Source organism: Capnocytophaga sputigena, from assembly GCF_900446695.1.
In the GTDB taxonomy this organism is placed as follows: domain Bacteria; phylum Bacteroidota; class Bacteroidia; order Flavobacteriales; family Flavobacteriaceae; genus Capnocytophaga; species Capnocytophaga sputigena.
Genome location: NZ_UAVP01000011.1, coordinates 157027 through 181966 on the forward strand (window position 1 = coordinate 157027; position 24940 = coordinate 181966).

Sequence of the window (24940 nt, forward strand, 5' to 3'; positions counted from 1 at the left end):
TAATTATTTAAAAAATGAGAGATCTATCCAAAATGACAAACATTGAGGACTTGCGCGTTGTTTGCAAACGCAATGTTCCTAAAATGTTCTACGAGTATGTAGACACCGGCTCTTGGACTGAAGCAACTTACAAACAGAATGTTTCAGACTTCAACCCTATCAAATTCCGTCAACGTATCTTAGTGGATATGGACAACCGTACTCTCGAAAGTACACTCCTTGGCAAGAAAGTTAAATTCCCTGCAATGACGGCTCCTGTCGGATTTATGGGAATGATGTGGGCTGACGGTGAAATCCACATGGCTAAAGCTGCCCAAAAATTCGGTATCCCCTTCACCCTATCTACTATGTCTATCTGCTCTATCGAGGATTTAGTAGAAGCTGGTGTCGAACCTTTCTGGTTTCAGCTTTATGTAATGCGTGACCGCGAGTTTATGAAGGACCTTATCCGTCGTGCTAAAGAAGCTAAATGTTCTGCTTTGATGATTACTGTCGATTTACAAGTGTTAGGTAATCGCCACCGCGACATCAAAAACGGACTTTCTACTCCTCCTAAGTTCACCATTCCTAATATGTTGAACCTTTCTACTAAAATTCCTTGGGGATTGCGCTATGTCTTCGGTAACCGCCGATGGACTTTCCGCAATATTGCTGGACACGCTAAAAACGTATCCGACCTTTCTTCTCTATCTTCTTGGACAAAAGAACAATTCGACCCTAGCCTTAGCTGGAAAGATATTGCTGAAATCAAAGAACTTTGGGGAGGACCTATCATCTTAAAAGGAATTATGACCCCTGAAGATGCTATAGAAGCAGTAAAATACGGTGCTGATGCTATCATCGTCTCTAACCATGGTGGTCGCCAGATGGATGATACTATTTCCACTATAAAAGCCCTTCCCGATATCGTAAGTGCTGTAGGTAGCCAAACTGAAGTATGGATAGACTCTGGCTTCTATACAGGTCAAAACATGCTCAAAGCGTGGGCTTTAGGAGCTAAAGGTATTATGCTCGGTCGTGCTCCTGTATATGGTCTCGGTGCTTATGGCGAAGAAGGGGTAACCCGTGCTTTGCAAATACTCTATGACGAAATGGATACTACTATGGCTTTCGCTGGTCATCGTAACCTCCAAGATGTAGATAGCAGTATCTTAGTAGAAGGTACTTATCCTCTACCAAGTAACCGATAATTCAAAAAAATAATGTACCTTTGCCCCCGCAATGAGTAAAAAGAAAAATATAACCATAGAAAATGTTATCGTTACCGATGCGGGGGCTAAAGGCAAAAGCGTTGCCAAAGCTCCTGATGGTCGCATTATTTTTATCAACAATGCTATCCCTGGCGATGTAGTCGATGTACAAACTACTAAGAAAAAATCGGCTTATTACGAGGGATTTGCTACTAAATTCCACGAGTATTCTAATCGCCGTGTAACTCCCGTATGTGCCCATTTTGGCTATTGTGGTGGATGCAAATGGCAAGATATGAACTACGAAAGTCAGCTGTTCTACAAACAAAAAGAAGTCGAAAACAACTTAGTGCGTTTAGGAAAAATAACAATCCCTGAACTGATGCCTATTGTAGCTTCCGAGAATATCTATTTCTATCGCAATAAAATGGAATTCTCCTTCTCCGATATGCGCTGGCTTACTCCCGAAGAAATTCAAAATGCCGATACAATTGAACAACGCAATGGTCTAGGTTTCCATATCGCTGGTGCTTGGGATAAAATCCTCGACATTGATAAATGTTACTTACAAGAAGACCCTTCTAACGCTATACGTTTGGAAATCAAACGTTTTGCTTTAGAAAATAACATAGCTTTCTATAGCCCACGTCAGCAAACAGGCGTCTTGCGTTCTATGATGATACGTATCTCTTCTACAGGCGAAATAATGCTGGTAATACAATTCTTTAGTGATAGTAAAAAATGTAATTTGCTATTAGAACATATAGCTCAAACATTCCCTCAAATCACTTCTTTGCAGTATTGTATTAATAGCAAAGGGAACGATGCTATCTACGATCAAGATTTAAAAATCTATAAAGGTACCGATTGTATTTATGAAGAAATGGAAGGTTTGCGCTTCAAAATCAATGCAAAATCTTTCTATCAAACGAACTCTAAACAAGCTCACAAACTATATCAAATAACCCGTGACTTTGCCGATTTAAAAGGTGATGAATTGGTATATGACCTCTATACTGGTACAGGTACTATCGCTCAGTTTGTAGCAAGAAAAGCTAAAAAAGTAGTTGGTGTCGAAGCTGTACCCGAAGCCATTGCCGATGCCAAAGCCAATGCCAAAGCTAATGGTATTGAGAATGTGAGTTTTTATGTAGGGGATATGAAAAACGTTTTCAACGATACATTTATCAAAGCCAATGGTACCCCCGATGTAATCATCACCGATCCTCCTCGTGATGGAATGCATAAAGATGTGGTAGAGCAAATTCTGCAAATCGCCCCCCCTAAAATAGTATATGTAAGCTGTAACAGTGCTACTCAAGCACGTGATTTAGCTTTGTTAGACGAAATGTATAAGGTGACAAAAGTACAACCCGTCGATATGTTCCCTCAAACTTACCACGTTGAAAATGTTGTACTTTTAGAAAAAAGAAATCTCTCCTAAAATCTGTAAAACAAAAGTTTTTAGTTACATTTTGCAGCTAATTAAAAATAATGTTGTACTTTCGCGCCATTATGAATATATACGATATAGAAGCTACCAAAATATTATTGGAAAAGCAACCTAAAATAAGTATTATACCCCACAAAAACCCCGATGGTGATGCCATAGGTAGTTGCTTGGGGCTTTACCATTATCTCAAGTTGCATCACTGTGATGTAACAGTGGTTTCTCCTAATGATTTTCCTGACTTTCTCAAATGGTTACCTGCCGCAGATCAGATTCTTATCTACGACAACAATCCCAAAAAAGCAACAGAGCAGATAGAAGCCTCCAAACTTATTTTCACACTCGATTTCAACGCTCTTAAAAGAGCGGATTCCCTTACCCCTTTGCTAGAAAACTCTAAAGCAACTTTTGTGATGATTGATCATCATCAAGAGCCTGATGACTATGCCAAAGTTACTTTTTCTAATCCTAAAGCGAGTTCTACTTGTGAAATGATTTATGCTTTTATTGATGCAATGGGCAATAAAAATCAAATTGATAAAGATATAGCTACTTGTTTGTATACGGGGATTATGACGGATACAGGTAATTTCAAATACCCTATCACTACTAGCAACACACTCAAAATCGGTGCTTTCTTAATAGAAAAAGGAGCTAATAATAGTCAAATCAATAGCAATGTATTTGATAACAATTCTTATAATAAATTGCAATTGCTTAGTACCGCTCTCAAAAATTTAGTGTATATCAAAGAGTTTGACACCGCCTATATAACACTTTCTTCCGAAGAATTACAAAAATACGATCATCAAAAAGGAGATACTGAAGGATTTGTAAACTATGGGCTCACTATTAAAAACACTAAATTAGCTATCATCTTTATCCAAGAAGGTGATTTCGTAAAAATGTCTTTGCGTTCTAAAGGTAATAATGATGTGAATCTATTTGCTCGAAAATGTTTCAATGGAGGCGGACACGTAAATGCAGCTGGAGGAAGATTTGATGGGTCTATAGAAGAAGCGGTAGCTTATTTCAAACAAGTGTTACCTGATTTTATCCACAAAAATATGTAAAACGATACAATGAATATACTCAAAAAAATAATAGCTCTAAGTGCCATCGGCATAGTATTGACAAGTTGTGCCGATAGGCAAGCGCGTCATCCTATAACTAAAAAAACAAGTACTTTTTTAAAAGAATCAGCTATGAAAAACAAAGCATTATTAGCCTCCGAAGAAGCGCTGATAGATTCTATCATCAAAAAAGATACGCTACATAATTTTATAGATTCACAACACGGATTTAAGTTCTACTATCTAAATCAAAACCCTGAAGCTCATTATACTGCTCAGTTTGGCGATATTGTAACTTATGATTACAGCCTTTCCGATTTGCAGGGTAACCAGCTTTATCAAGAAAAACCCGATGGTGAATACAAATATTATGTAGATAAAGAAGAAGTATTCCAAGGCTTGCGTTCTGCATTAAAATTGCTAAAAGAAAAAGAAAGTGGAGTTTTCTATTTCCCCTCAAGTGTAGCTTATGGCTATCGTGGCGATAAAGATAAAATCTCTTTCAATCAACCTATTATAGCTAAAATCGAAGTCTTCAAGATTGAAAAAAATCAAGAAGATGTAAAACCTCGACCCGAATAAATAAACATTTTTAATTAATTATTATATTATGAGACGACTCAATTTAGTAGCATTGCTCTCTGCAATGTTTGTATTTTTCAGTTGTAATTCGCAAAAAAAAGCCTACAAAGATTTAGGTGATGGCTTATTTGCCGATATCGAAACTACTCAAGGAAATATCATTGTAAAACTCAACTACAAAGAAACTCCTATAACAGTAGCCAACTTTGTTACTTTAGCCGAAGGTAAAAACTCTTTCGTAAAAGCCGAATACAAAGGTAAACCTTTCTACAACGGAACGATCTTCCATCGTGTGATCAAAGATTTTATGATTCAAGGGGGTGACCCTACTGGTACAGGTATGGGAGATCCTGGATATCGTTTTGAAGATGAATTTGTTCCTACTTTACAACACGATAAAAAAGGAATTTTATCAATGGCTAATGCAGGTCCTGGCACAAATGGCAGCCAGTTTTTCATCACTCAAGTACCTACTCCTCACCTCAATGGTCGTCATACTGTTTTCGGTGAAACTATGAAAGGTTTAGAAGTAATCGATGCAATTGCTAATACTAAAACTGTAGCTAATGATAAACCTGAAAAAGATATCAAAATCAATAAAATTACAATCATTGCTAATGGTAAAGACGCTAAAAACTTCAATGCTGTAAAAGTTTTTGAAAACTATTTCAAAGATATCGCTAAAAGAGAACAAGAAAAAGAAGCTAAAACCAAAGCTGCAGCTGCTAAATTCTTAGAAGAGGTTAAAACTCAAGAACCTCAAGCTAAAGCACTTCCTTCTGGAGTAAAAATGTTTACTTTAGTAGAAGGTAAAGGCAAACAGCCTAACCACACTCAACAAGTAATGGTAAACTATGCTGGATATTTGGCAAATGGTACTCTCTTCGATTCTAATGTAAAAGAAATAGAAGAAACTTATGGCAAATACAATGCAATGCGTGAGCAACAAGGCGGCTACCAAGCATTCCCTATGGAATATAATTCCAATGCTCCTCTTATCCCTGGTTTCAAAGAAGCTCTTCTTAAAATGAAAGTAGGTGATAAAGTGCGTGTATTTATCCCTGCTGCCTTAGGTTATGGCGAAAGAGGTGCTGGTGAGGTAATCCCACCTAATAGCGACCTTATTTTCGACATCGAAATCACCGACATAGCTAAATAACCCCTAAAACCTAACCACTCACACCTAAAAAATGGTATATAAATTCAGAGTAATACTTGACGTTAAAGAAGACGTTTTTAGAGATATTGCAATCCAAGGTGATGCTACTTTGGAAGATTTACACAATGTAATCAACCAGTCATTCGGCTTTGCTGGCAATGAAATGGCTTCCTTCTACCTTACTGACGATGATTGGAATCAAGGCGAAGAAATCACCCTTTTCGATGTATCCGAGAGTGGTGAAATACGCTTAATGGAAGAGACTACTATCGAGTCTGTCGTAAGTGAAGATGAACCTAAATTGTTGTATGTGTATGACTTTATGTCAATGTGGACATTCTTCGTAGAATTGGTAGATATTGAGGAGGAAAAATCTGGTGTATCCTACCCTGCTTTGATACACGCTCACGGATCTATCCCTGCCGAAGCTCCCGAAAAGTCATTTGTCGCCGATGATTTTGATGAATTTGAAGATGAGTTCAATGATTTCGACCTCGATGAAGACGATTATGGTAGCTTCAGTGAAGAGGAATACTATTAATTTCGATAACATCTATGCTTAACTTATATACAACAAACATCGAAACGCTTTCTATTCACAGAGTAGGTAATTTGAGCAAAGGGGAACCTCTATTCTTTTCTGAAAAACCTTATGCGTTAAACGACGAAATTATAGGCTTGCTTAAAGAATATTTTTTCAAACCTTTTCGTGAAAAAGAAGAAAACTACTTCCATTTTGTGCACGATGCCGATGTAGAATTCAATACTCTTTACCAGTTGGTAACCCCTATTTTTGAGGATGAAAGTACAATTCACGAACAATCAGGAAAAATTGCTCAACACTTGTACAACCAGTCTAATCATCCTCATATCAAAAGCGGAGAAGTCTACATTGCTCTTTTGCACGATACTTATTTGGATAACGAAAAGGTAAAAGCTGTTGGTATTTTCAAATCTGAGGTAAAAAATAGTTTCCTACAATTTGAAGAACAAGGTAATCAGTTGGAAATGATTATCCAAGAAGGTGTAAACATCCATCGTTTGGATAAAGGTTGTATCATTTTCAATGTAAATAAAGAAGATGGCTACAAAATACTTTCTATTGATAGCAATCGCTATGACACTAAGTATTGGTTAGAAAATTTCTTGAATGTGGATGCTTTGGTCGATGACAACTTCTACACTAAAAAGTACTTAAAATTCAGTCAAGATTTCGCAAAAGATGTGATTTTACCTGCTGAAGATAAAAAAGAAGAAGTACTCTTTATGAATCGCGCAATCAACTACTTTGCTAAGAATGATGATTTTGAAGAAACCTCATTTATGAATGAAGTTTTTGAGAATCCTGAACTTATACCTGAGTTCAAACACTACAAAGTAGAAAAAGGTCCTAAGTATCAAATAGAAGATGTATCAACCTTCCCCATTGCTAACAAAGCGGTCTCCGATGTACGTAAAAAAATTAAAAACGTAATCGATTTAGATACTAATATTCAAATACGTATGGACTTCATCAATCCTGAATCAGTAGATAAATTCATAGAGAAAGGTTGGGATGAGGAAAAACAAATGTACTACTATTTAGTGTATTTTAACAAAGAACAAAAAGGTTCATAAAAATAATCTTATCAAAAATAAAATGGCATATAGTTTTTTATATGCCTTTTTTTTTATACTTTTGCGTCTTAAAAACATAAAGCTATGATAGACGCAAATAAACTGTCAATAGGAATTCTTTTGCCTATTGAATCGTACGAAGGGGCTATCCCTAAAATGGAGAACCAAGTGCAACTTATTCAGCGTGCCGAAGCCTTAGGATATGACACTGTATGGGTGCGTGACATCCCCCTCAACAACCCCGATTTTAAAGAAGTAGGGCAAATGTTTGACCCTTGGATTTATTTAGCTCATATAGCATCTCTCACACTCTCTATCAAAATAGGCATAGCAAGTGTAATTTTGCCTTTGCGTCACCCTTTGCACGTTGCTAAAGCCTCTGCAAGTCTTGATGTTTTGTTCCCTAACCGTTTTGTTTTGGGGATAGCTTCAGGCGACCGTCCTGTAGAATACCCCGCATTCAACAAACCTTTTGAACTCCGTAGTGCTCACGTCGCTGAACATATTCAAATGCTTAAAAAATTATGGAGTACAGACTTTCCTACTTATAATAACGACTATGGTACTCTAATGGAAAAAGTAGGTGATGTACTTCCTAAACCTATTCACAAAAACATACCAATGTACGCCACAGGGCACATAGGCGGTGTAAATTTAGATTGGATAGCAAAACACACCGATGGTTGGATTTACTATCCTCGTGACTTTGCTTTTACTAAAAAAATAGTAGAAGATTGGCACGAAGCTCTTAAAAAAGAAGGCGAACCTGCTAAACCTTATATACAACCTGTATATATAGACCTTATGGAAGACCCTGACTTCGAACCTCAAAAAATGGATTTAGGTTTTCGTCTTGGTCGTAATTATCTCGTAGATATGTTTCACGAACTCGGAAAAATAGGGGTCAACCATATTATGTTAGTACTCAAGTATTGTAGTCGCCCTGCTGGTGAAGTACTTGAAGAAATCGGAAAAGAAGTATTGCCACAACTCAGATAGTACTATGAGAAATTTTATATTACTCTACTTTTTAGTTTTTTGCATTGGTGTATATGCCAATGATGGTGCTTTCTATATGGCAGGTAACCAACTTGTTCCTATTAATGAAACAGATATTTCAGTAAAGAAAGAAATTTTGTATATCAAAAAAACACAAGAATTTGCGGAAGTATCAGTGTATTACGAGTTTTTCAATCCTAAAGAAACAAAAGAAATCATAGTTGGTTTTGAGGCTGGACGCCCCAGTGGTGATGTGGATGGAGCTCCTATCAATGGACATCATCCTTATATGTTTGATTTTACGGTATCACTTAACGGTAACTTTTTGCCTTATCAAATAGCTTATGTAGCGGATTCTCTTTATGCTAAAAATGGGAATGTGGAGAGTATAGACTTGAAAACTTTCAAAGGAGAAACCGATGGTAATTATATTGATTTTATGTATGTTTATCATTTCAAGGCAAAGTTTAAAAAAGGAAAAAACATTGTAAAGCACACCTATAGATACAAACTATCAGGAGGAGTATGTAATTACTATGATTTCGATTATGTGCTTACCGCTGCCAAACGCTGGGCTAACAAGCAAATCGATGATTTTACCCTGATCTTGGATATGGGAAGTATACAAACAGCTTCTATCCGTAAGACTTTCTTTAAAAATGGCAATGATTGGATTTTCAATGGGGTTGGAAAAGTAACTGAAAAGCAAGATTACACTAATTTTTATATTCAACAAGGTATTTTGACCTTTGAGAGAAAGAACTTTGCTCCTAAAGATGAATTGTATGTTACGGAGATGCGCCCGTGGGGTTGTCAAGAGAAAGAAAGTGGACAAAAATTTCTTTTTTCATTAGGAAAAAACCAAGAATTAGGAGACCCCAATGAAAAAACTCCCGAAGAAAAACGCCTCATCCGCAACCTACCTTTCGCACGACGTGGGTATATTTTCAAAGATAAAACTTTGCAAGACGCTTTTAAAACAGAAGATTGGTATCAACCTAACCCTTCCTATGTACCCGAAGTTGAAGCCCTTACTGAAGAGGAAAAACAACTCATTTATACATTTAAATAATACCTTTTTTATTATGACCATTACTCAATACCAATATGTGCTAGCAGTAGCCAAATATAAAAATTTTACTACTGCTGCCGAACACAGCTTTGTTACCCAGCCTACCTTGAGTATGCAAGTGCAGAAATTGGAAGAAGAGTTGGGCGTAACTATTTTCGACAGAAGTAAAAAACCTCTACAAGTTACTGAAATAGGTGAACAAATTATCAAACAAGCCCAAATAATAGTAAACGAAGCTGGGCGAATGAACGATATCGTCGCTCAACAAAAAGGTTATATAGGTGGTGAGTTCCGCGTAGGGATTATCCCTACCGTCTCCCCTACTCTGCTGCCTATGTTCCTTACCAATTTCATTAACAAATATCCTAAAGTTTGCCTAAAAATCGAGGAACAAACCACTGAAAATATCTTGAAGAAAATTGAAGATGGTAGTTATGATGCAGGTATTTTAGCAACTCCCTTACACAATTCATCAATTGTAGAACGCCCGTTGTACTATGAACCTTTTGTTGCTTATATTCCTGTAAATCACCGTCTACAAAATTCTAAAACTATCTACTCTGAAGATTTAGATATCAACGATATTTTAATGCTTGAGGATGGTCATTGCTTTAAAGATAGCGTACTCAATATCTGCAACCAAGATGTAATCGACTCTAAAGAACATTTCCAACTAAAAAGTGGAAGTTTTGAAACTTTAGTGCGATTAGCTAACGAAGGCTTAGGAATGACCCTCTTACCCTATCTACACTCTTTGGAACTGAAAGAGGAAGAAAAGAAACGCATTCACTATTTTGCCGAGTCCTATCCCGCTCGCGAAATTAGCTTAGTTTATCACAAAAATGAACTGAAATTGCAAATTATCAAAGCTTTACACGATACTATTGCAGGGGTAATTCGTGGAGCTATTGTATTTCAAAATGTAAAAATTGTCAGTCCTATAAGAGAAAGGCACAAAATTTGATAGAAACAAAAAATTAAAAAAAACAGGATATATGAAAAATGTTAGCTAATTAGCTAACTTCTATTTTCCATCCTAATAAAAACAAATAACATTTTATGATGAAGAATATTTCAGCAGCATTATTTTTATTATTTATCTCATTTGCTTCTTGTAGCTTTACAAGCAAAAAGTTCGACAATCCTAATAAGGATAAGGACACTGTACTATTAGAAATTATTGAGCACGTGCTCGAAAATGCTCATTTTAGTCCCGTGAAAATGGATGATGCTTTCTCTAAGAAAGTATTTGATAGTTATCTAAAAAATATTGATGGGCAAAAACGCTATTTACTCCAATCTGATATCAATGAGTTAAAAAAATACGAAACTCGTTTAGATGATGATTTGAAAAAAGGCGATATCTCTTTTTTCAATCTTTCTTACAATCGCCTTAAACAGCGTATGAAAGAAGCTGAAGCCATTACTAAAGCTATCTTCGCTAAACCTATCAATCTCAACACCAATGAGACCATCAATACTGATTATGATAAATTGCCTTTTGTAAAAAATAAAGCTGAATTACAAAATCGATGGAAACAAGTTATCATTTTCACTACACTTTCTACTTACATCACTAAACAAAAAGAAGAAGCAACTAAGAAGGAAAAAGATGCTAAATATCAGCCTAAAAGTGACGAGGTTCTGAAAAAAGAATCTGTAGAGTCTACCCAAAAAACATTGGCTGATATGTTCAGTATGTACAACGACATTACTCGTGAAGAGTGGTTCGCTATGTTCGTGAATGCTATAACTGAAACTTTTGACCCTCACTCTAACTATATGGCGCCCGACATCAAAGAAGGTTTCGACCGCGATATGTCTGGTAAATTTGAAGGTATTGGCGCTCAATTACAAAAGAAAACTGATGGTATAGCTATTACTAATGTAATTTTAGGAGGACCTGTTTGGAAAGGTAAACTCTTAGAAGTAGGTGACCAAATCCTAAAAGTAGGTCAAGGTGCTGCCGAACCTGTTGATGTAGTTGGTATGCGTTTAGATGATGCTGTAAAGCTCATTAAAGGTCCTAAAGGTACCGAAGTACGCCTAACTGTAAAACGTGTAGATGGTACCATCGAAGTGGTTCCTATCATCCGCGATGTAGTAGAAATCGAAGAAACTTATGCTAAATCAGCTGTGATTACCGCTAATGGTAAACGTTATGGACTCATCAATCTTCCTAAATTCTATATCGATTTTGAAGATGTAAACCGTCGCAATGCTGCTACCGATGTAGCCCTCGAAATTGAAAAACTTAAAAAAGAAAATATCGATGGATTAATTATCGATTTGCGTTCCAATGGTGGTGGTTCTCTAAAAACTGTAGTAGATATAGGAGGTCTATTCATCCCTAAAGGTCCTATCGTACAAGTAAAATCATCACGTGGTAGTCGCGATGTCCTTTCTGACAACGACCCTAAAACCCAATGGGATGGTTCTTTAGTAATTCTTACCAATGAACTTTCTGCTTCAGCCTCTGAAATTTTAGCAGCAGCTATGCAAGACTACAAACGCGCTATTATCATAGGTGGTAAACAAACTTTCGGTAAAGGTACTGTACAAAGTTTTATAGACCTAAACGAGTTCCTACGTCAAAACAATTACGGTGACCTTGGTGCTTTGAAAATCACTATCCAAAAATTCTACCGTATCAATGGAGGATCTACCCAGCTCAAAGGAGTTGAAAGTGATATTGTTGTCCCCGATAAATACAAATATATCGATATAGGTGAACGTGATATGCCTAATGCTATGCCTTGGGATAAAATAGAACCTGCTAAGTACACCCCTTGGGCAAACAATGCCAATTTTGATATGGCTATCGAAAACAGTAAAAAGCGTATAAGTGAAAATGAATACTTAAAGCTAATTGATGAAAATGCTCAATGGGTAAAACAACAACAAAAAGATAATGTTTTCCCTCTCAACTATGAGGCTTATAAAAAAGTAATAGATAAAAATGAAGAGCAAGCTAAGAAATTCAAAGCAATTAGCGACTATAAATCTAACTTAAAATTCTTTTCTGTAGCTTCCGATGAAGCTAAAATTAAAAATAGTGAAGAATTAAAACTTCGTCGTGATCGTTGGCACGAAAGTCTTGAAAAAGATGTATATATAGACGAAGCTGTAAAAGTTTTAGAAGATTTGAATAAATAAAACAATAACTAACAGATTACAAAAACATTGGCAAAGCTAAATACTTTGTCAATGTTTTTTATTTTGGGTATATGATATTTTTGTTATATCTTTGCACTACATTTTGCCCTTTAGCTAAATAAAATGCATTTGAAAATCTTCGTTTTTATATATTTATTTTGCGTTGCGTACATACAAGCACAGCAACCAGATAGTCTTTCTAAACAAGAAATTCGCAAAGAGTTAGAAACTATCAAGCAATTCCGCCAGAAGGATTCCATACGTATTGCAATGCTCTTAAACGAAATTCAACTGCTCATCAACAACGAGAAAAATACACCTTCAATTACTAATTCTTCTACTACCAATGAAAAAGAAATAGAAAAACTACGCAATAAAATGCGTGGGCGACCTATTGTTTTTGAAAAAGATACCTTATACTATCTCTATACTTCTTATGGACCTTACGATATTGATACTCGCGTAAAATACGTAGAAGAAAAACTCAAAGAATTATATAACGACCCCTATTTTGTTGCCGATTCTATCAAAATAAAACCTGCTAGCGACTATTTATCAGTAATGTATAACGATAAAACCATTACTGGGGTTTCAATGGTAGATGCGCTTTGGGAAAATAGCTCCCAAACTGAATTAGCTCAAAGATATGCTAATATAATAAAAAATACAATTGTAAAGTATAAAGAACAAAATAGCTTAAAAAGTGTCCTAATCCGCTTAGCTGAATTGTTATTAGTACTCTTCATTGCCTTTATACTTGTATGGGCTATCAACCGATTGTTCGATTTCTTAAAAAAAATCACCCTCAACTCCGAGCATCGCTTCCTTACAAGTATACGTATCAGAAACTACGATTTTATCAAAAAACCAGGAATTGTAAAAGTTTTAGTGAAATTACTCGCTATACTGCGTATTGTATTTCTACTTTTCTTGTTAATAACAATTATCCCCCTAATTTTTGACATTTTTCCTTCTACTCAATATTTGTCTAAAATCATAGTACAATGGATTTCTGAACCTATAAAAAACGTTGGTATAGCAATTATTGGGTATTTGCCTCATTTGTTCTATATAGTCATCATTGCTGTTATCACACGCTATGTATTGAAAATATTGCGCTTTTTTGCTTTAGAAATAGAACGTGGTATCTTAAAAATAAAAGGCTTTCATCCGGAGTGGGCTCATACTACTTATGTCCTAGCACGTATGATGTTATGGGTATTAGCATTAGTAATAATGTTTCCACACCTTCCTGGCTCCGATAGTGATGCTTTCAAAGGAATTTCTGTCTTTTTAGGGGTGTTGATTTCTTTAGGTTCTTCTTCTGCTATTTCCAATGCTATTGCAGGTATTGTAATCAGTTATATGCGTCCATTTCAAGTAGGTGATTGGATTAAATCTGGAGAAATTATCGGAGCAGTGATAGAAAAAAATGCCTTAGTAACAAGATTAAAAACTATCAACAACAAAGATATTACCATCCCTAATTCGGCTATTTTGAGCGGTGCTACTATGAACTTTACTTCTATAGGCAAAGAAATAGGTTTAGCACTAAATGTACAGGTAAAAGTACGTTATGATTATTCTGATAATTTAGTAGAAGAACTTCTTATAGAAGCTGCTTTGAAAACTAATGGTATTTCTCCTAAACCTCATCCTTACATTTTCCAAATTTCACTCAGTGAACTGAACGCTGTTTATGAACTCAATGCTTATACTTTTCATCCTGAAAAATATGTATTTTATAAAATCTGATCTAACTAAAAATATCCAAAGTACTTTTAGACAAGCCAATATAGAGATATTCTCAACACAATACATAGAAATAAGAACTCCCTTTTCAAATACTAAAAAACAAAATTCATAATGAAGCAACGACTCATTTTTATAGACGTTATACGCGCTTATGCCATCTGTATGATGTTACAAGGGCACTTTATTACTGCCCTACTCGCTGAACAATATTGTGACGAAAGTAATCCTTACTATCATATTTGGCATTATTTCACAGGTATTACTGCTCCTGTGTTCCTTACCATCTCTGGATTTATTTTTACCTATTTACTCATTCGTGAAGGAGAACGCAGTGGTGTAGGCTTCAAGAATCCTCGTGTGTTAAAAGGAGCTAAACGTGGTTTAATGCTTATTGTGGTAGCTTGTATTTTGCGTAAAAGTATTTATTTTGTAGATATATTGCATTGTATAGGGTTAGCACTCATTATAATGGTGGGACTTTATTTGTTAGCTCGAAATCACGTGAGGCACTTCCTTCCTGCAATGCTCATTGCTATTACCCTAATACTCTTTACTTTCAACGAAACTTATAACAAATATGAGTACTCTTGGTTACCTCAAGTTGTAGCAAATTATTTCACCCCTAAATATGGTACTTTCTTTACTATTTTTCCGTGGTTAGGTTTCGTAACCTTAGGAGGCTTTATGGGGTCTCTTTTCTATTATTTTAGAAATGCCAAACATCTATATATAGTATATACCTTACTACTTATTATTTTTGGTGCTATTTTTCACTTCCAATACCACACCTTTCACTTCTTATATAGTATTACAGGATGGACTCATTTTGAAAGTTTAGCACGTAATGGTTTTCTTTTCTTAAGGATGGGTGATACTCTCTGGACATTTGCAGTATTTGTAATCTTGCGAAATGTGCTTACTGCTCAATTCTTACAGCGTATCGGGCAAAATACTCTTTCTATTTACATTATCCATAGTATTGCGCTCTATCACTTTATTCCATATTTCAACTTAGACCATTATTTTCATAAGAGCCTAAATCCTAAGCAAGCTGTAATAGGTGCTATTCTCTTTGTGATTACTATACTCATCGTATCGTTCTACTATCACAAATTCAGTAAATACATAAAAGAAAAATATCCTAAAAACAATTGATAGAAAAATTAAAAATTTTCTTACATAAATTACTTAAAACTAAATACAAATGAAAAAGCTTTACATTTTATTATTTACAATATTCTTGTTAGCTTGCAATAACAAAGAACAAGCTCAAGAACGCCCTGTTACCCCTCCTAATAATATTATAGTGCCTAAAGCACTACAAAACTATTACAAAGGAATTCATTTTGCTAAAAATGGAAAAGCTTTGTACGATGATTTAGCGGTACTTACTATCAGCAAACATACTAATTTTTTAAGTTATTATGATCGTCACAAATACCTATACAAAGCCGATGCTAGTCTTAAAAATCCTGAAAATGTAGTATTAGTCTACACTGGGGAAGAGCGTTATTGGAAGGAATATAAGAGTGGTAGCAATAATTATGAACCTCAAACTTTCAACACCGAACATATTTTCCCTCAATCAAAATACAGTAAAGGAGATGCTAAAGGTGATTTGCACCACCTAAAAGCTTGTGATAGCAAGCTCAATAGCAGTAGAGGAAATATACCTTTTACCAATGGCTCTGGAAAAGCTGGACGTATCAATAGCGCTTGGTATCCTGGCGACGAATGGAAAGGTGATGTCGCTCGAATGATTATGTATATCAATTTGCGTTATAACGATAAAATCGACAATAAAATTGTTATAGGGGGAATTGAAACACTCTTAAAATGGAATGATGAAGACCTCGTTTCCGACCTCGAGCGCCAACGTAATAGTGTAATTGAACAAGCCCAAGGCAACCGCAATCCGTTTATAGATTTTCCTCAATTAGCACGCTCTGTTTATAAAAATTACTAAGAGTAATACTATGGAAAATGAACCTCTATACACACTAAAAAAATATTGGGGATACGATAATTTTCGCAACTCTCAAGAAGCTGTAATCAAATCAGTTTTAGAAAGTAATGATACCTTAGCCTTATTGCCTACAGGTGGAGGAAAATCTATTACTTTCCAAGTACCCGCTATGATGCGCAAAGGTATATGTATAGTGGTCTCTCCACTGATAGCCCTGATGACCGACCAAGTTGAAGCGCTTAAAAACAGAGAAATACGTGCATTATCATTAGCCGGAGGTCTACCCTACCCCGAGTTAGAACGCCTGCTAAACAACGCTCTCTATGGGCAATACAAATTCTTATACCTTTCTCCTGAACGTCTACAACAAGAAGTCGTTCGTAATTACCTCAAAGTAATGCCTATCAATCTAATAGTGATAGATGAAGCCCATTGCGTATCGCTCTGGGGCAAGGATTTCCGCCCTGCTTATTTACAGTGTAAATGGCTCAAAGAACAATTCCCTAATATACCTTTATTAGCTCTCACCGCTTCTGCTACCCCTCAAGTACAACAAGATATTTTACATCAATTAGGCATCGAAAAAGCAAATGTAATTAGTACTTCTTTAGCTCGCCCTAATATAGCCTACAAAGTATATAAAGTAAAAAGCAAATTTCACCACCTTTTGCAACTGCTAAGAACAACCGAAGGTACAGTCATTATATATTTGCGAAGTAGAAATGGTTGTGTACAGTTAGCTCATTTGTTAGAAAGTCACGATATTTCAGCTACTTATTTCCACGGTGGACTCCCAGCTGAAGAAAAAAATAACAAACTGAGTATGTGGTTACTAAACGATGTACGTGTAATGGTAGCTACAAATGCCTTTGGTATGGGAATTGATAAACCTGATGTCCGTTGGGTGATTCATTGGGATATCCCTCAAACCTTAGAAGATTATTTCCAAGAGGCAGGACGTGCTGGTAGAGATGGCAACCCTGCCGAGGCTATCGTTTTCTACAACGAGGTAGATATAAAAAATGCCGAAAAACTTCTAAATGAATATCTTATAGACATTCCTTATCTAAAAATTGTTTATAGTAAACTCAATAGTTACTTTCAAATAGCCATAGGAGAAGGTACTGAAAACACTTATAGCTTCCTATTTCCCGATTTTTGCAAACGCTACAACTTATTGCCTTTAAAAACTTATAATGCTTTACAAGTATTAGATAGGTTTTCTATCATTTCCTTCAACCACCATTTCTACAACAAGGTTACTTTCCAAATGAAAGCTTCACCAGAACAATTAGTGAAGTATATAACTACTCATCGATATATCAAAAATATAACAATTTATCTTATGAGATGCTATGAACTAATTTTTCATTTCCCAGTAGAGTTAGAAATGGCTAAATTGATGGAACGTACCGAAAAATCTCACAAAGAAATTATGGGATATTTAGAAACTCTACACAATGATGGAATAGGTATTTTAAAATGTGAAACTGCCGATATACAACTTATTTTCAACGTGCCTCGTGACGACGATCGCACAATCAATAGCATTGGCAAACATATCAAAGAATACAATCATACCAAACAATTATTACAAAACAAAGTATATCAATACTTAGAAGATGAAAGCACTTGTCGAAGTGTATTCTTATTAGAGTATTTTGGTGAGAAAAATGGAAAAAATTGTGGTATATGTTCTAATTGTCTTACGCAAACGCACTCCCCTAAAAACGATAAACAAAAAATAGAAGCTGATATTCTTCAATTATTATCATATAAACCTCTCAATTGCAACGATTTAATAAATACCCTACCCTATTCTGAGCAACAGATTAATACTGTCTTAGACGAACTTTTTGCAATGAAGAAAATAACATTCAACATTTTCAATGAATTGTGCTTAAAATGAAATATTTTTTAATAAGATTTTGTTTTATGATAATTATTTACTACCTTTGCCGTGTTTTAGCCCTATTATGGGATTTTAATACAAAAGGAGAATTTTACTATGAACGATAACTTTTCACCAAGAGTTAAAAGAATATTCACATATAGCAAGGAAGAAGCAGTACGTTTAGGGCAATCTACTGTGGGCACTGAGCATTTCATATTAGCAATACTTCAAGAAAATGAAGGTAGTGCTATCAATTTGTTGCGCAACTTAAGCATTGATATGGAGAAACTCAGGCAAAACATCCACACCCTTACTTCAGCACGTGGTCTCAACCCTCCTAATTTCAATGCTGTTCACTTCACTGTACAAGCCGAAAGAGCAATGCAAGCTACATATTTAGAAGCAAAAAGAATGCAATCTGATGTGATAAACACAGCTCACCTACTTTTGAGTATCTTGCGTAACGAAAACGACCCTACTACAAAAGTTTTTAATAAATTAGGACTAAACTACGAAACTGCTCGCGACAGCTTTCAACCTATTGAGGATAACAACTCAAAACTTATTACCCCTACAATGCCTACTAACGAAGTTGATGAATATGATAGAGACTATCGCTTGCCTCACGAAAGTAGAAACAATAGAAATTTACAAGGGCAAGGTCAAGGACAATACAACCAACGAAAAAATACAGTTTTAGATAATTTTGGTAGAGACTTAACCTCTCTCGCTGAACAAGGTCAGTTAGACCCCGTTGTAGGACGAGATAAAGAAATAGAACGCGTATCCCAAATATTGAGCCGTCGCAAAAAAAATAACCCCATCCTCATCGGTGAACCTGGTGTGGGAAAAAGTGCTATAGCCGAAGGGTTAGCTTTGCGTATCGTACAGAGAAAAGTGGCACGAGTATTGTATAACAAACGTGTCGTAACTCTTGATTTAGCTTCTTTAGTAGCTGGTACAAAATACCGTGGTCAGTTTGAAGAACGCCTCAAAGCAATAATGAATGAACTCGAAAAAAATAGAGACATCATTCTTTTTATAGACGAAATCCACACTTTAGTAGGCGCTGGAGGCGCTTCAGGAAGTTTAGATGCCTCTAATATGTTCAAACCTGCCTTGGCAAGAGGCGAAATACAATGTATTGGGGCTACCACTTTAGATGAGTACCGACAATCTATCGAAAAAGATGGCGCTTTAGAACGTCGATTCCAAAAAGTTTTGGTAGAACCTACTAGTGTAGACGAAACCATTCAGATTCTTCAAAATATCAAAGCTAAATACGAAGAACACCACAATGTAATTTATACCGAAGATGCTATCGAGGCGTGTGTAAAACTCACCAATCGCTACCTCACCGATCGTTATTTACCTGATAAAGCTCTTGATGCCTTAGACGAAGCTGGAGCGCGAATCCATATTATGCAGGTAAAAGTACCTCAGTATATTTTAGACGTAGAAGAACGATTAGAACAAGCTACACAAGCTAAAAATAGAGCCGTTTCTCGTCAACAGTTTGAAGAAGCTGCACGCTTGCGCGATAATGAAAAACACATCGAAAAATCATTAATAGATCTCAACAAACGATGGGATGAGGATTCTAAACTACATCGCGACACGGTAACAGCTGAACATATCGCCGATGTCGTCTCTATGATGAGTGGCATCCCCGTGAATAGAATCGCTCAAACTGAAATCAACAAACTCTCTGGCTTATCTACTGCTATGAAATCTAAAATCATAGGACAAGATGAAGCTGTGGAAAAAGTTGTAAAATCTATCAAACGCAATCGTACAGGACTTAAAGACCCTAATAAACCTATAGGTTCCTTTATTTTCTTAGGACAAACAGGTGTTGGAAAAACTCAACTTGCTAAAGTACTCTCTAAAGAACTTTTTGATTCTGAAGATGCTATGGTGCGTATTGATATGAGCGAGTATATGGAAAAATTCTCTATCTCTCGACTCATAGGAGCACCTCCAGGATATATTGGATATGAAGAAGGTGGACAACTTACTGAAAAAATACGCCGCAAACCTTACTCTGTAGTGCTTTTAGACGAAATCGAGAAAGCTCACCCCGATGTTTTCAATATGCTCTTGCAAGTGTTAGACGATGGCTTCCTAACTGATAGCTTAGGACGAAAAATTGACTTTAGAAATACCATCATCATTATGACCTCTAACATAGGTGCTCGCCAAGTAAAAGAATTCGGACAAGGTGTCGGTTTTGGTACTTCTGCGCGATTGGCTCAATCTGAGGCTAATGAAAAATCAATCGTTGAAAATGCTTTGAAAAAAGTCTTTGCACCCGAGTTTCTCAATCGTATTGATGATGTCATCACTTTTAACCCACTTAGTAAAGAAGACATCTTCAAAATTATTGATATTGAACTCTCTAAACTTTATTCTCGTATCAACGATTTAGGTTACCACGTAGAACTGAGCGAAAAAGCTAAAAACTTTATAGCTGATAAAGGTTACGACAAACAATATGGAGCACGCCCTCTAAAACGTGCCATACAAAAATATATTGAAGACCCTTTGGCTGAAGAAATTGTATCTAACCAAATACACGCAGGCGACAGCATCGTATTTGATTTAGATGAAAAAGGTGAAAACCTAATTATTGCAGAAAAAACACTAATTTAATAACTTTATAACCCCTTATCTATGTACATATTAAGACTTTTAGGACTATTTACACTACTATTTTGCCTTTCTTCTTTTACAGAAAGCATACAAAAAAATGAAAAAAGCACTACTGTGAAAGTAAGTGCTGAAAATACTGTGATAGCAAGTAAAAAACCTAAAAAGAAAACTTACAGCCCTCCTAAAAAAGGAAAAACTAAGGTAGCTGTCTCTACTACTAAAGGAAAAAAAACACCTCCTAAACATAGAGTAGCAAGCCATAGTACTAAAAAGAAAGCTGTAGCTAAAAACAGAAGAGCAGTTGCCGCTAAAAGAAAAACTCCAGTAAGAGGACGTGCAGTAGCTTCAAATAAGAGATATACTCCTAAAAAAACAAGTCAACAGTATGCTGAAAATATGGCTATTGCTGAAGAAAATTTAGATGATGATTTGGAAGAAGAAGAACTACTTGATGAAGAAGAAATCGTAGATAATACTGATATAGCTCTTCCTGCTCTATCAAAAAGTAAAGTTGATACTAAACAACAAAAAATATTGCTCGACACTGCTTTTTCATACTTAGGAACTCCTTATCGCCACGGAGGGGTTACTCGCAAAGGAATGGACTGCTCTGGCTTTGTAAGTACTACTTTCAAATCTATAGCTGTACCTCTTTCTCGTTCTTCACAAGAAATGGCTACCCAAGGACGTAAAATACGCTTAGAAAATGTACAAGTAGGTGATTTATTATTCTTCAAAACTACTCGCCGAAATAGAATTTCTCACGTTGGTATGGTAGTAGATGTAGATGGTGATGTGAAATTCATTCATTCTTCCTCTAAAAGAGGGGTTGTAATATCTTCATTGAGTGATGCTTATTACAAAAAAGCCTTTCGTATGGCAAAACGTGTAATGTGAAATTCGTAAATATTCCCATATTAACCATATTATTAGGACTCATAGGAGGGATTGCTATTACTGATGTAATAGTTCCCTCTTTTTTGTTTGTTATAAGTAGTAGTTTATGTTTGTTAGCTACCCTAACAATACATTACCTATTAACTACCAAGCGATATGCTTTTCGTCACGGAATTCTATTCCACATAGGTCTCACTTCTGTAGCTGTAGGTATGCTGATAACGTACCTTCACACTCCTACTTATAACCCTAATCATTACACACAAAAATTAAATACCAATGAATATTACACCTTAGAAGCCGAGGTAATAGAGCTTATTTCACAAACCAATTATGGTACTACCTTTAAAGCTCACCTCTTAACAGCAAATCATAACAGTACCGAAGGTAAAATCTTGTGTTTTTTCCCTTCTAAAGCAATTAGCGATGATGTAAAACAATTAGTTCCAACCGATAGATTAATTTTTGTAGGAAAATATACACTTATACCACCTCCTAAAAATCCATATCAGTTTAATTATAAACGATATATGGAACGAAAAGGAGTATTGGGTCGGGCGGAAATAATAACATTTTCTATTGTTAAAAATAATACAGTAGATTTTATGGGAAATATTGAAAAAATGCGTTCTCATCTAACTGCTGTAATCAACCAAAATTTCAATCGCGAGTCTGCTGCTCTCTTAAATACATTACTCTTAGGAAAGCGTAGTGATTTAGATGAAAATATTTATCAACAATATGTAGATGCTGGTGCAGTACATATTTTAGCTATTTCGGGCTTACACGTCGGAATTATCACGGCTATACTTCTATTACTGCTGCAAAAAATGCCTAATTTGGGATTTTATCGCCCATTGCGATACTTCATCTTGTTAGCAGGATTGTGGACTTTTGCTTTAATAGCTGGGGCTTCTCCTTCTGTATTGAGAGCAACTATAATGTTTAGTTTCGTAGGGTTGGGTACCCTTATACGCCGAAAACAAGGGCGATTCGATGCTTTAATGCTCTCAATGTTGTTTTTGTTGCTTATCAATCCTTATTATTTATATGATGTAGGCTTCCAGTTGAGTTATGCAGCTGTATTTTCTATAATGAAATTCTACCCTGTAATGCGGAAATGGTGGCTACCTAAAAATAAATACATCCGATGGATTTGGTCTTTATTTTTGGTAGGATTATCTGCTCAAATAGTTGTTTTGCCCATCAGTTTATACTATTTTCATCAATTTCCTATTTTGTTCTTTGTTGCTAACTTGGTAGTAGTACCTTTGTTACAACCTATACTTATAGGAGGTATCATTGCTCTATGTTTGGGAGGTTTAGATATTTTGCCTTACCCTATAATTTTTGTCTTAGAAAAATTAATAACTCTGATGAACATTTTAGTAGCTTTTATAGCACATCAAGAAATGTTTATCATACGCAATATACCTTTCACAACTCCCCTACTTCTTTCTTCTTTAGTAATAGTACTAGTACTCATCATCTTTGTACATTATAGGAAATATAAAGTATTGGTAGCTCTTCTCGTTTCTGTACTTTTGTTTCAAGGGGTACTTTTCTATCACAAATACCAATTAGAAACTACCGAAGAAATGTTAGTATTTAGTAAGTACAAAGATAAGATAATCACTATTAGGCAAGGTAATAAACTGAGTGTCTATCAGGTCGATATAACTTCTATCAATCCAATGGTAAACAACTACATTAAAAACAAAGGCATCAGTGATATTACACTTTACAAAATGCCCTATATATTGCGCTTCAAACAAAAAAACTACTTGCTAATGGATAGTTTAGGGGTATACCCAAAATCCAAGCAAGTAGTTATTGATAGTGTTATCTTCTTACAAAAACCTAAAATCAATTTAGATAGAATGAAGCGTGATTTATCGCTTAGGTAGTAAGGAAAGAATAATATACAATAAAATGATTATAGGGATAGCAATCATTTTTAAACTTACAAGTAGAATAACACAAAGTGCTAAAAATATATACTTCAATACATTATTCTTAAATGAATAATCACTGAACTTCAATGCAAAGAGGGCTATTTCAGCATTCAGTAAATATGCACTCAACAATGTAATTCCTAATAAAACCCAACTATTATGCAATAAACTATCAAATAGTTCTGTTGATTGGTATTGCATTATAAGCGGTAGAGAAAGGATAAACATTGTATTAGCTGGAGTAGGAAGTCCTATAAAACCAGAAGTTTGCCGCGTATCTATGTTAAAATTCGCCAATCGATAGGCTGATGCTAAAGTGATAAGGAAACCTATATAAGGTAAGTAGGCTGCCCAAGTTGTTGGATTTTCTACTACATAACTACTTTGGTTAAACAACTGAAACATCACAACACCTGGTACTACTCCTGAGGTAACCATATCAGCTAAAGAATCTAACTGTAACCCCATTTCTGATTTCACGTGTAGCAAACGGGCAAAAAAACCATCAAAAAAATCAAGGAAAATACCTATCGCTACAAAGAGAGCTGCCCAATCAAGTGCCCCCTTCACGGTAAAAATAATTGCCACTGTTCCGCAAAAGAGGTTTCCTAAAGTAATTAAATTAGGGATATGCTTTTTCATTTTACTTACAATCGGCATCTAAATAATCTGGAAGATATGATTGATCTTTCTTCTCATCACAATCAGGATAAGTAACCACTCCATAGTTATCACGTACAATTTCATCTTTAGATGGTTTGCCGTCGTGATCGTGATCGGCATGACGAGCAGCGATAAGTCTTACTGTAAAAATTAAAGGTGAATAAGCTGGTATTTTTGCCTGACTATTATTGAAGTAGCCTAAACCTGATGGAATGAAGAACACCCCTACCCCTCCATCGGTAGGAGCGGTGAGTGTACCATCTGAATTTTGTGTGAGTTTAGTTACTGAAGGTTTTAGTTGAGCAACTCCCTCTCTAAATCCTCTGATAGTACCTGAAGGGCGATTGGTAACAATATTTCCCAGTAAATCCATCCAATTAGATGCTGATTGAGTTGTAGTATCATCAAATACAGTTAAGTTGAGTAACTGACCTTTATAGTTTACATATACCGAGTCAGCAATAGAAGTAGTATGGGAGCTAGTACCTTCTTGTAATACCATATAGTACAAGGTATGACGAATGCGATTGTTGTTGGCATCAAATACATCTAATTCCATTTTCTTTAGATTACTATTATTAAAAATGGATTGTGAAACATTAGTTGTACTTGTGAAGGTAACAGCATCCGAAATAGCTGCCGTGGCGGAATATGTGTAAGTATGTGTTTTTAAGAATGTTTCAATAGCTTGATTGTTTTCATTCCTCACTTCTGTAACATCTCTTGGTGGTGTTACATTAGAACTGTCGTTTTTCTTACAACCTATAGTTAATAACAAAGCTATTAAACTAATGCTAAATAGAATTTTGTTTATCATATAAAATATTGTCTTATTTTTGGGGCGCAAGATACAAATTATT

General features: G+C 35.5%; 20 protein-coding genes. 18 read left to right on the forward strand and 2 right to left on the reverse strand.

The annotated features are described in order from the left end of the window. Window positions 1-14: 14 nt before the first annotated feature. From DR017_RS12750 to DR017_RS12835, 18 genes are all read left to right on the forward strand, one after another. Entirely contained in the window at window positions 15-1190 is a 1176-nt protein-coding gene (locus DR017_RS12750; RefSeq protein ID WP_002678184.1) for an alpha-hydroxy acid oxidase, read from the forward strand. Between the two features lie 31 nt (window positions 1191-1221). Continuing rightward, window positions 1222-2634, forward strand: a complete 1413-nt coding sequence (gene rlmD, locus DR017_RS12755; protein WP_002678045.1) for a 23S rRNA (uracil(1939)-C(5))-methyltransferase RlmD — start codon at window positions 1222-1224, stop codon at window positions 2632-2634. Between the two features lie 71 nt (window positions 2635-2705). Further along, window positions 2706-3713, forward strand: a complete 1008-nt coding sequence (locus DR017_RS12760) for a DHH family phosphoesterase (RefSeq protein ID WP_040360869.1) — start codon at window positions 2706-2708, stop codon at window positions 3711-3713. 9 nt (window positions 3714-3722) lie between these two features. Then, window positions 3723-4295: a gliding motility-associated peptidyl-prolyl isomerase GldI gene (gldI, locus tag DR017_RS12765; protein WP_002678223.1), complete on the forward strand. Its 573-nt coding sequence runs from the start codon at window positions 3723-3725 to the stop codon at window positions 4293-4295. Between the two features lie 28 nt (window positions 4296-4323). Continuing rightward, on the forward strand, window positions 4324-5454 hold the full coding sequence (locus tag DR017_RS12770) for a peptidylprolyl isomerase (RefSeq protein ID WP_002678250.1): 1131 nt from the start codon (window positions 4324-4326) through the stop codon (window positions 5452-5454). Window positions 5455-5485: 31 nt separating this feature from the next. Beyond that, the gene (locus tag DR017_RS12775) at window positions 5486-5995 is read left to right on the forward strand and encodes an IS1096 element passenger TnpR family protein (RefSeq protein WP_002678228.1); all 510 of its coding nucleotides are present in this window, start codon (window positions 5486-5488) and stop codon (window positions 5993-5995) included. Window positions 5996-6009: 14 nt separating this feature from the next. After that, window positions 6010-7071 carry a nucleoid-associated protein gene (locus DR017_RS12780; protein WP_002678117.1) on the forward strand — a complete coding sequence of 354 codons (1062 nt, stop codon included), beginning with the start codon at window positions 6010-6012 and terminating at the stop codon, window positions 7069-7071. An 84-nt stretch (window positions 7072-7155) separates the two neighbouring features. Continuing rightward, window positions 7156-8070, forward strand: a complete 915-nt coding sequence (locus DR017_RS12785) for an LLM class oxidoreductase (RefSeq protein WP_002678221.1) — start codon at window positions 7156-7158, stop codon at window positions 8068-8070. Window positions 8071-8074: 4 nt separating this feature from the next. Further along, window positions 8075-9142, forward strand: coding sequence for a YARHG domain-containing protein (locus tag DR017_RS12790; RefSeq protein ID WP_002678126.1), 1068 nt, complete (start codon window positions 8075-8077; stop codon window positions 9140-9142). Window positions 9143-9155: 13 nt separating this feature from the next. Beyond that, window positions 9156-10106, forward strand: coding sequence for a hydrogen peroxide-inducible genes activator (locus DR017_RS12795; protein WP_002678255.1), 951 nt, complete (start codon window positions 9156-9158; stop codon window positions 10104-10106). A 98-nt stretch (window positions 10107-10204) separates the two neighbouring features. Continuing rightward, the gene (locus DR017_RS12800) at window positions 10205-12298 is read left to right on the forward strand and encodes a carboxy terminal-processing peptidase (RefSeq protein WP_040360864.1); all 2094 of its coding nucleotides are present in this window, start codon (window positions 10205-10207) and stop codon (window positions 12296-12298) included. 123 nt (window positions 12299-12421) lie between these two features. Then, window positions 12422-14053 (forward strand): mechanosensitive ion channel family protein, encoded by a 1632-nt coding sequence (locus DR017_RS12805; RefSeq protein WP_050772785.1) that lies wholly within the window; start codon window positions 12422-12424, stop codon window positions 14051-14053. A 111-nt stretch (window positions 14054-14164) separates the two neighbouring features. Then, window positions 14165-15208: a heparan-alpha-glucosaminide N-acetyltransferase domain-containing protein gene (locus tag DR017_RS12810; RefSeq protein WP_002678085.1), complete on the forward strand. Its 1044-nt coding sequence runs from the start codon at window positions 14165-14167 to the stop codon at window positions 15206-15208. 49 nt (window positions 15209-15257) lie between these two features. Next, window positions 15258-16019 carry an endonuclease I family protein gene (locus DR017_RS12815; RefSeq protein WP_002678027.1) on the forward strand — a complete coding sequence of 254 codons (762 nt, stop codon included), beginning with the start codon at window positions 15258-15260 and terminating at the stop codon, window positions 16017-16019. A gap of 10 nt (window positions 16020-16029) precedes the next feature. Further along, on the forward strand, window positions 16030-17928 hold the full coding sequence (locus DR017_RS12820; RefSeq protein ID WP_002678263.1) for a RecQ family ATP-dependent DNA helicase: 1899 nt from the start codon (window positions 16030-16032) through the stop codon (window positions 17926-17928). A 99-nt stretch (window positions 17929-18027) separates the two neighbouring features. Then, on the forward strand, window positions 18028-20565 hold the full coding sequence (locus DR017_RS12825) for an ATP-dependent Clp protease ATP-binding subunit (RefSeq protein WP_002678017.1): 2538 nt from the start codon (window positions 18028-18030) through the stop codon (window positions 20563-20565). Window positions 20566-20586: 21 nt separating this feature from the next. Beyond that, window positions 20587-21462 (forward strand): C40 family peptidase, encoded by an 876-nt coding sequence (locus DR017_RS12830; RefSeq protein WP_095909081.1) that lies wholly within the window; start codon window positions 20587-20589, stop codon window positions 21460-21462. Continuing rightward, complete coding sequence (locus DR017_RS12835; protein WP_002678072.1) at window positions 21459-23369, forward strand: ComEC/Rec2 family competence protein; 1911 nt, start codon at window positions 21459-21461, stop codon at window positions 23367-23369. The genes DR017_RS12830 and DR017_RS12835 overlap by 4 nt, the downstream gene beginning before the upstream one ends. Here the strand turns inward: DR017_RS12835 and DR017_RS12840 are convergent. Further along, a complete protein-coding gene (locus tag DR017_RS12840; protein WP_002678275.1) occupies window positions 23355-24059 on the reverse strand; it encodes a CDP-alcohol phosphatidyltransferase family protein in 705 nt (234 codons plus the stop codon). The genes DR017_RS12835 and DR017_RS12840 overlap by 15 nt on opposite strands. Before the next feature lies 1 nt (window position 24060). After that, complete coding sequence (locus DR017_RS12845) at window positions 24061-24897, reverse strand: FKBP-type peptidyl-prolyl cis-trans isomerase (protein WP_040360846.1); 837 nt, start codon at window positions 24895-24897, stop codon at window positions 24061-24063. Window positions 24898-24940: the final 43 nt, after the last annotated feature.

Excerpts from the sequence above, each read along its gene's own strand:
- DR017_RS12750 (WP_002678184.1), top strand. The coding sequence starts at position 15 with ATGAGAGATCTATCCAAAATGACAAACATTGAGGACTTGCGCGTTGTT.
- rlmD (WP_002678045.1), top strand. The coding sequence starts at position 1,222 with ATGAGTAAAAAGAAAAATATAACCATAGAAAATGTTATCGTTACCGAT.
- DR017_RS12760 (WP_040360869.1), top strand. The coding sequence starts at position 2,706 with ATGAATATATACGATATAGAAGCTACCAAAATATTATTGGAAAAGCAA.
- gldI (WP_002678223.1), top strand. The coding sequence starts at position 3,723 with ATGAATATACTCAAAAAAATAATAGCTCTAAGTGCCATCGGCATAGTA.
- DR017_RS12770 (WP_002678250.1), top strand. The coding sequence starts at position 4,324 with ATGAGACGACTCAATTTAGTAGCATTGCTCTCTGCAATGTTTGTATTT.
- DR017_RS12775 (WP_002678228.1), top strand. The coding sequence starts at position 5,486 with ATGGTATATAAATTCAGAGTAATACTTGACGTTAAAGAAGACGTTTTT.
- DR017_RS12780 (WP_002678117.1), top strand. The coding sequence starts at position 6,010 with ATGCTTAACTTATATACAACAAACATCGAAACGCTTTCTATTCACAGA.
- DR017_RS12785 (WP_002678221.1), top strand. The coding sequence starts at position 7,156 with ATGATAGACGCAAATAAACTGTCAATAGGAATTCTTTTGCCTATTGAA.
- DR017_RS12790 (WP_002678126.1), top strand. The coding sequence starts at position 8,075 with ATGAGAAATTTTATATTACTCTACTTTTTAGTTTTTTGCATTGGTGTA.
- DR017_RS12795 (WP_002678255.1), top strand. The coding sequence starts at position 9,156 with ATGACCATTACTCAATACCAATATGTGCTAGCAGTAGCCAAATATAAA.
- DR017_RS12800 (WP_040360864.1), top strand. The coding sequence starts at position 10,205 with ATGAAGAATATTTCAGCAGCATTATTTTTATTATTTATCTCATTTGCT.
- DR017_RS12805 (WP_050772785.1), top strand. The coding sequence starts at position 12,422 with ATGCATTTGAAAATCTTCGTTTTTATATATTTATTTTGCGTTGCGTAC.
- DR017_RS12810 (WP_002678085.1), top strand. The coding sequence starts at position 14,165 with ATGAAGCAACGACTCATTTTTATAGACGTTATACGCGCTTATGCCATC.
- DR017_RS12815 (WP_002678027.1), top strand. The coding sequence starts at position 15,258 with ATGAAAAAGCTTTACATTTTATTATTTACAATATTCTTGTTAGCTTGC.
- DR017_RS12820 (WP_002678263.1), top strand. The coding sequence starts at position 16,030 with ATGGAAAATGAACCTCTATACACACTAAAAAAATATTGGGGATACGAT.
- DR017_RS12825 (WP_002678017.1), top strand. The coding sequence starts at position 18,028 with ATGAACGATAACTTTTCACCAAGAGTTAAAAGAATATTCACATATAGC.
- DR017_RS12830 (WP_095909081.1), top strand. The coding sequence starts at position 20,587 with ATGTACATATTAAGACTTTTAGGACTATTTACACTACTATTTTGCCTT.
- DR017_RS12840 (WP_002678275.1), bottom strand. The coding sequence starts at position 24,059 with ATGAAAAAGCATATCCCTAATTTAATTACTTTAGGAAACCTCTTTTGC.
- DR017_RS12845 (WP_040360846.1), bottom strand. The coding sequence starts at position 24,897 with ATGATAAACAAAATTCTATTTAGCATTAGTTTAATAGCTTTGTTATTA.